The 13355-nt window shown below is 40.5% G+C and carries 7 protein-coding genes and 1 pseudogene; 1 reads left to right on the top strand and 7 read right to left on the bottom strand.

Annotation, left to right across the window (positions count from 1 at the left end; all coding sequences use genetic code 11):
• Positions 1-305 precede the first annotated feature (305 nt).
• From H539_RS0124600 to H539_RS0124580, 5 genes and pseudogenes are all read right to left on the bottom strand, one after another.
• On the bottom strand, positions 306-746 hold the full coding sequence (locus tag H539_RS0124600) for a cell wall hydrolase (RefSeq protein WP_026695717.1): 441 nt from the start codon (positions 744-746) through the stop codon (positions 306-308).
• A 153-nt stretch (positions 747-899) separates the two neighbouring features.
• Positions 900-3644 (bottom strand): bifunctional YncE family protein/alkaline phosphatase family protein, encoded by a 2745-nt coding sequence (locus tag H539_RS0124595; RefSeq protein ID WP_026695716.1) that lies wholly within the window; start codon positions 3642-3644, stop codon positions 900-902.
• A gap of 613 nt (positions 3645-4257) precedes the next feature.
• The gene (locus H539_RS29730; protein WP_081416034.1) at positions 4258-7395 is read right to left on the bottom strand and encodes an efflux RND transporter permease subunit; all 3138 of its coding nucleotides are present in this window, start codon (positions 7393-7395) and stop codon (positions 4258-4260) included.
• A gap of 353 nt (positions 7396-7748) precedes the next feature.
• Entirely contained in the window at positions 7749-10163 is a 2415-nt protein-coding gene (locus tag H539_RS29725) for an Ig-like domain-containing protein (RefSeq protein ID WP_081416033.1), read from the bottom strand.
• Between the two features lie 547 nt (positions 10164-10710).
• Positions 10711-11400 (bottom strand): annotated as a pseudogene (locus tag H539_RS0124580) (RNA degradosome polyphosphate kinase); the annotation flags it as partial.
• A gap of 389 nt (positions 11401-11789) precedes the next feature.
• On the opposite strand from H539_RS0124580, the gene ytaF reads away from it, so the two are divergent.
• Complete coding sequence (gene ytaF / locus H539_RS0124575; RefSeq protein ID WP_026695714.1) at positions 11790-12461, top strand: sporulation membrane protein YtaF; 672 nt, start codon at positions 11790-11792, stop codon at positions 12459-12461.
• A gap of 334 nt (positions 12462-12795) precedes the next feature.
• Here the strand turns inward: ytaF and H539_RS0124570 are convergent, their stop codons facing one another.
• Both H539_RS0124570 and H539_RS0124565 read right to left on the bottom strand, forming a co-directional pair.
• Positions 12796-13035, bottom strand: coding sequence for a hypothetical protein (locus tag H539_RS0124570; protein ID WP_051348791.1), 240 nt, complete (start codon positions 13033-13035; stop codon positions 12796-12798).
• A gap of 13 nt (positions 13036-13048) precedes the next feature.
• Positions 13049-13327: a hypothetical protein gene (locus H539_RS0124565; protein ID WP_051348790.1), complete on the bottom strand. Its 279-nt coding sequence runs from the start codon at positions 13325-13327 to the stop codon at positions 13049-13051.
• Positions 13328-13355 lie beyond the last annotated feature (28 nt).

Raw genomic sequence — 13355 nt, 5'->3', positions numbered from 1 at the left:
AAATAAGGTGAAAATGTGACACCTTGCAAAAGGGTGTCAGGATGCGCGCAAAATCAAGGTTTTTCCCTCTATTTAAATGAAGAGATAATTTTTTTTTTCATCCTATGGTTTTGAAGATAACATGCATGAAACGAATAAAAACATGCATATTTTCAGGTTATCAGTCATTTAGGATATTCAACAAAAGTACCCGTATTAGTTGAAGTTCAATATTTCCAGTCTTTGCTTTCTTGAATAAAAACAATTACTAAAAGCTTTATTTTATTTTGCGTAAATATTTAAAAAGCTTACCCCAAAGAGTAAACTTAACCACTATAAACACTTTCACACGTTCCAGGTCTTGGTTCATAAAAACAATGTTGTTTAAATTGACCAGTTTGAGGTTGGCCATACCATGTTGGAGGGCATGGTGCATGCGGATTAAAATACCAAAGAGCATATTTTGCTGGGTGGTCTCTCCAATAATCCAAAGTCTGTTTTGCTAATCTTCTTTCAGAAGCTCTTGCTCTTTGATAAAATACATTCCCTTTTTGAACTGCTTCAAAGGAAAAATTGCCTCCTTGTACTTGAAAAATAACTTGCCTAACTGTTCTTAAACCTCTAAAGTCTAAACAGTTTGCTACAAGACGATTCACAATTACATTTCCGACATATAACATTCCCTGTTTTCCTTCACCCTCGGCTTCTGCTCTCATCATCCTTGCCATTAAGTCAACGTCTGCACTTCGGTAACTTGCTCTTGGCATTTTTCCACCCCCAAAATATAGTATGAAAAAAAGCCTGCATTCATGTCATTGTTTATATAATTAAGAATGCTTAGTTTCTTCTGGAGTATTATAAAGAGGCTGTCTCCAAATATAATGGAAGCAGCCTCTTTCTCTTGGATTTTCTTTACGTATTTAATTATTTGCTGGAGAAGGTGCGCTGCTTTCAGGCTGCTTCTGCACTTCTTCTGGGCTGAGCGGCTGTTTATCCCCTGGATAGGGTTGATCAAAGCCTTTTGTTGCGTACCAGACAGAATGATTCAGCATGTTGGCGTTGACTTCATCCGGAGAAGCATGTTTACCGGTGAATTGATGCTTGTTCTTGTTTGACCATTCCGTCCATTTTTTTGAAAGCTCTTTTGTCTCTGGTGTAACTTGATCTGTATTGGCAAGTGCAGCCGTATTGGAGTTCGGCTGTCCGTTTAAAGCATCAAGCGGTATCTGGTTAGGCTCGAAGTTATACGGTGAAAAATCTGGCTTGTTTGTAAAGAGCTCGCTCATCGGTTCTGCGGCTGCATCATTTTGGTTCATAGCTGGGAGACCAAGTATTTGCTCGATACTGCGTACCATATTTATAACCGTCCAATAGTGGCTGTCCGTAATTCCCTTTTTTACCCATGGGCTGATTACATGAGCAGGCTCACGATGACCGTCGACATGGTCTAATCCATTCTGTGAATCATCTTCAGTTATAAAGATTACAGAGTCCTTCCAATAAGGACTGTGTGAAATAAGGTCAACGATTTTACCAATAGCAAGATCATTATCCGCAACCATTGCCTGTGGTGTAGGAGAACCTGTTGCATTGCCTGCAGTATGGTCATCCATTACCCACATCGTGTTTAATGCCGGTAAATCGTTATTTTTGACGTGTTCCTCAAACCGCTGCTTAAATATTTCAAATCGATATTGATCTGGAATATTCGTATCAAAGGTTGGGAACGGTTTATGGGTAATCGGCCCTAGAGTTGGAATATCATACGTTGCCGAATAGTTTCCTATAGGCACATGAAGATCGCCCTTTTTCTGTCCGGAAAGGATCTGATAATCTTTATACCAGTCCGTCCAGGTGCCAAACGGTGCTGATCCTGTGAAACCGGTTGTATCTTCGCCAAAGTTTTCCACAGATACATTATTTTTTGCTGCTTGATCCCATAAGTGTCCTGTAGGTGCATACGCCATAGGATCCCCGGCTCCTCCAGGATAGCTTCTAACATTAGCTGAATCTGTTTCTTTGTCCTCATAGTCCGTGTTTGTTCCCTGCATTACCCATTGGTGTCCGCTTGCTGATTGAATACCTGAAGTATATACGTTATCAAGGAGCGGGAAGGTACTCGCAAGTTTGTGAATGTTTGGAGTCACTGCTTTTGGGAACTGAGTCAAGGCTGGTTCTCCATTTCCTTTACCTAGATCTCCTAGAACCTGGTCATAAGTGCGATTTTCTTTAATAATATAGAATACATGTTTAATTGTTGAAGGCTCACCAACACGTTCCGGCATAGCCGCCGGTTTTTTATTGTGACGAGGTTTCGCGTTCAGGTTCTTTAAACCAAACCAGTTGTTGTCGGCAAAAACCTGCTTGGTCCCTTTTGCAAGATCCTCGGCAGAAGGGAATGGGATTAATGAAAGAGAACCAATTTGAGCATATGACGATTTCCCGGTAACCTTAACTCCTTGAATCGTTAAATCACGTGCAGGTCCACGGGAACCAATACCGTCCGCATTAGCGACGATTAACTTCTTATTTTCAGAATCAACAGCAATATCTACTGGAAACCAGGCTGTCGGCAAAAGTCCTTGCAGCTCAGGAGTCTTTTCAGGTCCATGCCAATCGTATACTGCAATCGCATTATCCCGCCCAAGGCTTACCATTAATTTGTTATCTACCACTTTCACAGCGTTTGGTGCTGAGCCTTTAGCAGCTTTAGGGTATGGTTTAATGTCTATAGTTTGTGCGACCGTATTAGTTTTGGAATCAATGACAGAAACTGTGTCGCTATTTGTATTTGCTACAAATATGTATTGGCCTGACTGCGTCATACGTTCAGGCTGCATACCCACTTCGATCGTTTTCTTGACTGTATTCGTAGTCAAGTCAATAACAGATACCGTTCCGGTCGAAGTGGCACCTGTTTTAGGATCCACAACCACATTTGTACCCGAAGAATTTACCGTTGTGTCCCCTTCTTTTTCGGCACGTCCGCCCTGGTTCGTTACATAAGCTATATTGCCTTTGACTAATACACCTGTAGGCGCATTTTCTACTGCAACTTTTGTTACAGAACCTGATTGAGGATCAATAACTCCAAGGCTGTTATCACGGTTCAGGGCAACTAGAAGCTTACCATCCTGTGTAACCGCTATGTCAAGTGGATTAATATTTCCGCCGACAGATGCTTTTGGCAGATTAATGCTTTTTTGTACGGATGGAGTTCCATCTTCACTAACTGACATAACGACTACTTTTCCGGTTGTTCCTGATGAACCTGTTGCATATAGCTCTCTGCCATCCGCAGAATAAGCTAATCCCCACATTTGAGAGAGGCCTAAGGATAAATCCTTAGTAGTCAATTTCCCGTTCGAAAGATCGACAATGTTAATTCCTTTTCCACCGTAATTATTGCGTCCAACGATCGTTGCGGCTGTCTTACCATTTGGATGTACAGCAACCGTAATAGGGTTGCCCCCGAATTCAATCTGTTTTCCTGCTGGCGTGATAAGTTGATTGACAGGTGTCAATACGGAGCCGTCAGCCTGAGGACCAACGAGCCTGTTTCCAAAAGCATAATCGTTTGCGGCATAAGCACCGGCAGATCCTAACAACACCGTACTTAAGGCAACTCCAGCAATCAATTTTTTCTTGTTTACTTTTTTCTTCACTTTTTTACACTCCTTCCTGAATCTACTTAAAGAGTACTCCTGTTCTGTTAATTTACTATGCCAGTTTAGTAAATTTATATAAGGATATAGTTAATCTCATTAATCATTATAGTTAGTAAATTTGCCCTAAAAATAGACATTTTGGGATATTATCCACCATTAAAAAATAGGTATATTCCTTATTCGTAGTCCTATTTGTTTATTTTTCACCTTAACAAATTTACATAATTTAAATAAAATTCAAATAAAAAATATAGAAAATTACTTATCCGAAAATTAAACATGCAATATCACACTCCGAATTGTGCTGTAGTTGAACAAATCATTTCGAACAGGTGCTGAGCATATATTATAAGAGGAAATAGAAACCATTACGATGTAACCTTTGAGAGATATGATTTAAAACTAAGTGTGGTCCAGATTCTAGCCCATTCACTGCGGATAGGCCATAAATGACCGTATGAGGCCGGATGAATGGTGTATTCTATGTAACTTCAATATTTATAAATGTTTTACCTATAGAAAAAAGAACCGTGTTAAAGAACGGTTCTTTTTTCTAACGAAAGGATAGTATGCATGTTAGTCCATAGCCAAAAACAATGGACCTAAACTCCTAAACGCTTTTTTGTAATTTATGACTCAGGTCATCTGCGAAGCCGCCGCTGCTCTGGCCATGGTCCTTATGAAGCCATTTATACAGAATAGGAATCATAAATAAGCTGATAAAGGTGGAGCTTATTAATCCTCCAATCACCACTATACCGAGTGTTTGAGAGATAATGGTGTCTGTTCGGGACGATAAAGCTAGAGGCAGCAGTGTTAAAATGGTTGTTAATGCAGTTGTGAGGATTGGCCTGATTCTGGATAATGTACCTAGTAATAGAGCTTCTTCCAGACTGTGTCCTGCCAGCCTATTTCGCTCTATTTTATCTACTAATACAATTCCATTTGTAACCACGATTCCGGTTAACATTAACAGGCCGACCAGAGCAGCCAGGTTCCATTCTAACTGGAAGATCAGCATTCCAGCGGCTGATCCAATGAAGGCTAGCGGTATACAAATTAAAACTGTGAGAGGTGCCTTCCATCCCCTGAAAACACAGCTGATAATCGACAGAACGAGCAATATTGAAAATGAGAGAGCTATGGCCATTTCATAAATCATTTCCTTTACTTGCTCAGGAGCTCCTGCAAAAGAGTACTGAACACCTTCTGGAAGCGGAGTATCCTTAAGTACACGTTTAACTTGTTTGGTTACTTTCCCTACATCTCTAGAAAGAATGTTTCCCGTAATAACAGCGTAAGGATGACCATCCTTCTCTTGTATCACAGATGCATCTGTGATGGGAGCTGCAGCCACAAGCTGATTTAGCCTAAACGTTCTCCCCTCTTTATTTTTAAACAATTCGTTTCCCATCTGGTTTAATAATCGCAGGGCCGGATCTGTTTCAGTGAGGGCTTGCGCATTTTTACTGTTCACACCCTTTAAATGCATGACAGTAGAATACGTATTATGGTTGATCGAAATCTCGCCTATTGTGCCTTCAGCGGTGTATAGCTTGAATCTGTTCATGATATCTGATAAATTCAAACCATTTTGTTCAATCATTTTTCGGTTCAGCGTTAGTTGATATTGAGAAGCGGTTCCTTCTTCATCAGCCAAACCTTGCACGGCCAGGCCCGGTATCAACTTTAGGCGATTTCCGACAGAGCGTGATAATTCTTCGAGAGTCTGGCTATCCGCCCCATTTAAATTAATTTTTAATAAAGAGTCATCCCCCGCGATACTTTTGTCGGTTACCGTGTAAATCGCTGAACTTTTAAGAGAATCCAACTGCTTTTGTAATTGGCTGGTCATTCTGGTTTTATCTGCATTTTTTCTAATGCTTAGGGACAGATTGGCTATATTCGGCTGCTGTATCCATCCACCTCCAGCATCAAAAACATCATCTGATTGAGGGGTATAAGAAGAACCGAGTCCGGAAGAGAATGAAGAAACATTTGGATTCCTTTTCAAAAGTCCTTCTACTCTCCTCACTTCTGAGTCTACTTCCTCCAGTGATGTATTTTTAGGCATTTCAATCTGGATACCAAACTGCCCCGTATTATTAGTCATGGGCAGGAAATTTACGGGAAGCAAGGCTGAGGCTGCACCCAAAACGACAAATGCACTTACCGTCACAGTACTAAGAAGCTTCTTTTTCTGAAAAACCCAGTTAAACATCTTATCAGAACGGTTGGCTAGGAAATCGTCGGTGGCTGCTGGCTTTCCCATCCAGACAAGATTATATAGAGCAGGAACTACAAGAACTGAGACAACTAAGGAAATAAGGAGAGCAATCACAACAGACCATGCAAAACCAGAAAAGGCTGCACCGACGAGCCCGCCGACAAGGGCTATGGGAATATATACAGCAACCGTAGTGGCCGTAGACGAAACAATCGCCGGGATCATCTCTTTAACACCCTGTGTAATGAATGCAAAGCTTTTTAATTCGTTTCTTTTTTCTACTTTTCTATTGATATTGTCTAATATAACAATAGAATCATCCACAACCCTCCCCATCGCCACCACAAGGCCGGAAACAGTAAGAATGTTAAGGGAGATTCCTAACACTTTTAGGATGCCGGCAGTAGCTAGAAGACATATTGGCAGGGAAATAGCAATCAATAATGTAGAGCGTACTTTGCGAAAGAATAGAAATACGCAAATCATGGAGAACAAGCACCCCAATAATCCCTCTTTAACAAGTCCCTGTAAAGAATGGTTCACCTGCTGACCCTGGTCAAAAAGTACGGAAGCTTTTACATCCTTGTTTTTAATCGGTGTTATATCCTGCAGCCGGCTGTGAATGCTTTGCGACAGCTGCGTGATATTGGATGAAGGCGTTTTTAATATATCCAGTACTACACTTGGGGTACCTTTTGTTCTGGATATGGTCTGAAGATTAACAATCGCATTCGAAATATCTGCCACATCAGATAGAGAAATGGTCTTCCCATCCGCCCGGCTTATAGACAGCTTCTGCAGATCTGTTCTGGTCAGCCCCCAGCCGTTCACTTTTATGGGAACCGTCATCTGGCTGTCTGATAAGTTCCCTTCTGTTTCAGTTGTGTGCTGTTGTTTGAGGGAATTATTGATATCGTCCACACTAAAACCGGACTTAATTAAGTCGTCCCTGCGAATCGAGATGGCGTACCCAGCGTTTCCGCCGCCTGACACTTGAATGTCTTTTATTCCAGGAACAGTTTTAAGTCCGTTTACCACTTCTTCTTGTATGGAAGTCCTAAGTATGTTTTCGGTAATATTGACATTATTGCTTTTTAGACTGATTGTCATAATAGGAAGCGAATGCGTACTAAGGCGGTTCACAAGGGGTTTGTCGGATCCTTTTGGCATTGGAATTTCTTCTATCGCTTTATTTACTTGCTCCTCGGCCTTTTCCATATCGTATTTCATAGGAAAATTCAGACTTATAAACGAGCCCCCGTTAAAGGAATTAGTTTCCACATCCTGAAGATTGTCTACTACCCTGACCGCCTGCTGGATAGGCTTTGTTATATATTCTTTAACCTGATCAGCCTGTAAGCTCTGTGCTTTTACTGTAACCGTAAGTGTAGGATTATTAATTTCAGGCAGATAATCTCTCTGCATTTGAAAGGCTGATATCACGCCCCATACCAGAACAATGACAGTAAGGGTAATAATGAGGCCAGCTCTTCTGATTGCGGCTTGTAGGAAACGATTCATTTTTAGATCGGGAGATGAATCCCGAATCCCTCCTTTATAAAGAAATAAGTATGTACGTTTTACAGCAACGCCAGCATCAAACCTAATCTGCCCTCGTTTCCAGCGAGTAGATGACCAGTGATAGTTGCTAAGTTAAGGTCATCGGTTCCCATTTGCATGAAAAGGCCCAGCAAGCAGACTTATGTCTTTCTTTAATCCCCTCTCTCCTTTTTAGATTAATCCCCATCTGTTAATCTACAATTTCAGATTTGTAAAGCTATATAAAATTTTTATTAAAAAAGGAATTAAGAAAATATAAAGAACCCGGGTTGTAAACAGCACCCGGGTTCTTCGCACTGCCTAATCTAGCAGTTTTAGTTGACTTTTACATTAGTCGATTGGCTTATATTGCCTGCTTTATCCTTAGCAGCGATCCTTAATGTTGCACCCTTTTTCTGGGATTTGATTTTGACTTTGTATGTTCCTTTAGCATCAGCAGTAGCTTTGCCTAGGAAGGTTTTTTCTTTGTAAATGTAAACAGTCGCACCCTTTTCAGCCTTGCCTGTTACATAAAGTGTTTTATAGGTAACTTTATTTACAGAAGGCTTGCCCGGAGCAGTAGTATCCAGCACTTTGACAGTCTTGGCACTGCTAACGTTTCCTGCCGCATCAGTCGCAGTTACTTTGATCTCGGTTCCTGCAGCCTGCCTGCTGATGGAGAATTTATATTTCCCACTCTTGTCTGCGGTAGTGCTCTTTTGATATTTTCCGTTTATATATAGTTTTACAGTGGAGCTGGCTTCTGCTTTCCCGCTCACTGTTGTAGATTTATCGATTACTTTGTCCACGCCGGGTGCCGCCGGAGCAGCGAAATCAGGCATTTTCGTGAATGATGGCAGGCCTGAGATATAGCCAATGCCGCCAGTTTTGTTAATGCCAATCTGTTTGTCGATGGCCTTCAATAATTCTTCCTTATTTACAGCAGCTGGGTCAAATTGCTTCTTATCGACTTCATCACCAGGGTGCTGGAAGTTGCTCATGATGTAAGAGAACCCATTGCGGTCCTCCGCTGCAAACAAACCAGTAGATTCCGCACCCGCTGGATTTGAAAGCACACGTGACAATTCTTTGGTATCGACATTATACGCCCATACAAAGTTGTTTGTATGCTGTGAGCTGTCTTCACCGATGAATAAAGTTCTCATTGCCTCGGAGTAGCTTAAATTATCCGGAGCGGCTACCTTGTCTACATTTGCAGTGTTTCCGTGGGCATCAGCGCCGGCAAGGTCTTCTCCAGCCAATAAACCATTCATTGTGGAAGCAACATACTTACTATTAATCGGCTGTCCTGTGGTGTCTTTTTGCCCTGCAGTTAAATCTAACTGATAAGTAACACCTGATTTTAATTTCGGCAGCTGAATATCGTCAGGTAATTCAGAATCCGCAGCCGCTTTTTCCATCCCGTTGCTTTGATCAGAGATAGCAACATATACTTTTTTGTCTTTGGAATTTAGTGTGATACCTTCCATTTTGTTGAATTCAGTAGTTGCACCCAGATAACCGGCATAACGGCGTGATTCCAGGAAAGCAGCTGCCTTTTCCATACCTGGCTTAAGCTTTAGATACTCAACTTTTCCGTAGGAATATTGTTTAATAGCTTTAAAGCCTTCTTTGGGCACATCAGAAGTTTCGAAAATATCGCTGAATTGGATGCCTTTATCTATCAGCTTTTTAATCTCTTTATCAGTTGCTTCCCCTAACTTGATCCATTCAAGATTACCTGCACCTGACTTATCGTCATTTACCTTGGTTTGATGGAATTTAGCGGCATATAACGTACCAGCGGACAAATCCTTCTCTTTATTCGCTACATACATAAACATCGAAGTATTTGAACCATCATCGCCGAAGAATGCCGTTTTGTTATCAGGCATTACTTTCATTAACTCATGAGAGAAACGGCCGATGCTGTAGTGTTTTACTACTTTAGCTTCTCCGTCTCTATTTACTGAGATCTCGGGGATATAGCCATAGAAATATGGATTTGCTTTAGACTTATCACCAAAATAAAGGCTGGCAAAACTTTCAGTCCATGTTCTTGCACTTGACGCCGGATCAAATTCAAAACCGCGTGCATCCGGTTCATATTCTTCAGAACTTAAGTGAGTGTTCCATGGTGAAAGTGAGCCATTGCATGGAATCCAAAGGCCGTTAACACTAGAAAAATCTACTTTCTTTACTTCTTTTTCCTTTAGTTCACCGGTTTTCTTATCCTGATCCAAAGTCGTTAATGACACGCTGCTAGGGACGATGCCGTATGCAGATTTTCCTGCAGCATCGAGCGTTTGATACTCGTAATGAGTGAGCATATATAGCTTGCCGTCAATCGGATTCAGCAGACTGTTTGAATCAGGAGCATCTGATACGAAATATGTAGGGCTGCCAGGAACACTGTTATCCATAATAGGATCTCCATAATAGTCGATAGGCGTACCAGCAGGGACTTTTTCACCATTTACTGTGGCTACTTTGTCCTCTGATTTAAATAGCTGTTTATATGTAAGAGGGAACTTTTTGATCTTTCCATTACTGTATTTCACCTCCACAGAAGCGTTTGTATACGTCTTTACCATTTGATCGATGGTAGCAGGCGCCTGCATGCCGCTAAATTTGACTGAATCAACCTTTACTTGCGGTGATGGCGCGGCTGCAGATGGCGATAAGGCAGGAATGGTAATCGCTAGTGCAAGTGCAGCTGCTGCAGTTCCCTTTTTAGTTATGCTTTTCATTTAATATCCTCCTAGTAAAATAGGTTATCTATCATTGTCTATTAAATGCTAACATTGTAAATCTACCACTAAAAAAGTTTTAATTTTGTGTAAACTTTTACAACAACAATGGGAATGGTTTTAAATTATAATGAAACGGAATGTTAACCGCTTCATCTCCATCATAATAAATAAAGTTCCCATTTATAAAAATGGGAACGGTGATGATAGATTTTTTTTAATTGGTAAAGACAATCTTTATATTTTTCTTCATTGCTTTTTCTAAATGCCGTAACTGCTTTTCTGCCTGGTACTTTTCGGCAAAAAGATTCCCCGCGCAAACAACCTCGAGTATTAATTCGTTGCGGTCCTTGCCGCTTTTGATTGATACAGACTTTACAATTCCCCTTTTAGATACATCCAGAGCTGAAGCCATTTTGGCAATAGCTCCTGCCACCCTGATTTCCTGCAATTCTTCCCTGGAAAACCAGTTTTCATAGCGGGCAACATACTGTTTTAACAATCCATTGCTTTTGAAAGATGCAATTAAGGCCAATTTTAAACGATCCTTATGCCGCAGACCATTAATGGATGTGTTAGCCAATAAATAAAAGGTATGCTGGCTGCTTGAGTCCAGTATTCCGGAATGTGAGTTAAGGCTTACAAATCTGTCTAAAACAGCGGGAACTTGGAGGATCGCCATTTTAGTTTCTTCTTTATTCTTTTTTTTATCTTCCAGGACAATCGCCAGGTTTAAGCTTTTATTCAAAAGCATTGGAAATGGTCTATAAGCATCCACGGCCATTGGGGTTAATAAAGGGAAAATCTGTTCTTCAAAATATTCCTCAAGATGTTCTACCTCGTTATCACTCAGATCTTCCATTTTCAAAAACTCGATGTTTTCATCCATTAACTGCGGCAACAGTAAGCTTTTCAATGTTTTAGTCTGGCGCTCGACAAGCTCATGAGTTTTCATTGCAATTTCTTGCAATTGCTGTTTTGGGGTCAGCCCCGCCTTGTTTTCAGGGTTATTAAATCCTGCTTCCACCTGATTTAAAAGTCCCGCAACCCGTACCATAAAGAATTCATCAAGATTGGAACTGAATATTGCCAAGAACTTTAGCCGCTCAAATAAAGGGTTTCTATGATCCACTGCTTCCCCGAGAACACGTTCATTAAATGCCAGCCAGCTTAACTCTCTGTTATTGTAATAGTCCGGAGTGATAAGATTCACTTTCCCTTTATCTAACGTATTCATTTAAAATCCCAACCTTTGTTCTATTTCAAATAAACCTGCTAATTTAAAATGGTTTTCTTGGACGAAAGGAAATGTTGTAATGTCCTATTCCCTTATACTTCAGCCTGTAGATTCATGATGTTCCACACGTATACTATTCCTTTTTTAGCAGACCATTAATCCTTTTAAATTAAATAATAACTTGCTAGTAATTCCGGTGGGATTGATTTATATCTTTTCGGCATTTCTACTTCCTAAATCCATTTAAAAATACCAGATTCCGCTCTCGACGTGTAAAAGCTGTCTTAAAGATAACTGTAATTGGCTTTAGAAATTCTAAGTGTCCATGCACATTATCTTGTTTCCCCTAATAAAATGTGAAGTGTTTATACTACCTTTGGGGGGATTCTATGTTCGTTGAACTCTTATTTATTATTATACTTGGAATCTCATTAAGTTTTGACAGTTTGGCTGTTGGCTTTTCCTATGGACTTAAAGGTATTTCGATTCCCCTTCCCTCACTTTACCTTATAGGATCCATTACAGCAGCTGCTTTCTTTTTATCAATGCTAATTGGCCAAACCCTGAGCCACTATATTTCCTCCGAGACTACAACCATTAGCGGAGGGATAATATTAATATTTCTCGGCTCTGCTGCTCTTCTGAAGTTCCTTAAACAGCAGGGAAGTGAGACAATTTTAAAGAATAATCAATTAAAGTCAAGAGCATTCACTGAGAATCAAAGAAAAATCTTGAAATTTTTCAACATTAAAATCGTTATCGAAATTTTAAGGAAGCCGGAAAAAGCAGATATAGACAATTCGGGTACAATATCCTTAAGTGAGTCCATTATGTTAGGATTTGCATTATCTTTGGACGCAATGGGTGTAGGAGTCGGAGCAGCGTTTCAAGGATACCCTTTATTTTTAACACCTCTAATTGTGGCCCTCATAAGCGGTTGTGTTCTTTTGATGGGTGCGAAACTTGGTAGGACATTCCAAAATATTAAATGGATGAAAAAACTTGAGTTTTTACCCGGATGTGTTTTAATTGTTTTGGGCGTATCTAAATTAATCTTCTAATTATCAATCGACTGTGGTCAGTTGATATTGAGAATCAAAAACTCCTCTCTGGACGACAGAAAGGAGTTTTTAAAAATGTAAATATTTATGCGGTTTCTTGGCTCGACTTAAATTACGGAAGCGATAATAAAGGTAAACCGCTCTAATTACTTATCGATAGCCATATGCCCGCGATTCCAAGATTAAAATACGATTCCCTAATACATATACACCCAAAACACAAATAAGCCACCTTCCAACGGCTGTATTATACATAGGGCTGGCTTTTAGTATCGCCAGCCCCTTGTAATGCACCTGTTGTGCGAAAGCGTCAATTCGTAAAGCGGTTGCACAGTTAGAATTTTTTTAGCCTGGTGAAGGATATTAAATTTAACAAATTTGTGTTATTTTCTTTCCCGACTGTTCTAACTCTTCCGAAGAACGTCCCAAGAAATTGCTCCCAATAATGGCCCATTCTTTTATTCGATTCAGGCTCATCGCTAAGGACGCGAACGGTCTGCTGCAATGCTTCTTCGAGGTTCAGAAGTGCCTTTTTTAATGGCTCAATCACTTCATTTTCTTCTTGCTGCTGCATCCTGCCCTCCTCCTTACTTCTCGATTTTAATGAAAGGTCCGGGTTGATGATCGGACAGTAACTCTCCTTCAATGGCTAACTCTTTATCGATAGCCTTTCTCATCCGTTCAAACTTTACTTCTGCCGCCATATCCTCTATTCCCTCTTTGGCTGTGACCATTAAATATCTCATCTGCTTTGTAAAATCCTGTACGATTGGACTTAGGGTTTTTTTAACAACCGGAAGCAGTGCGGTAGTTGCAATAGCTATCGCAGATCCGACAACTAACCGCTGTATATTTCTTTCAAACACAGGCAGACCTCCCTTTTATCACATTACC

Source organism: Peribacillus kribbensis DSM 17871, assembly GCF_000430765.1.
GTDB lineage: Bacteria > Bacillota > Bacilli > Bacillales > DSM-1321 > Paraperibacillus > Paraperibacillus kribbensis.
This window is presented reverse-complemented; position numbering and strand designations above follow the sequence as displayed.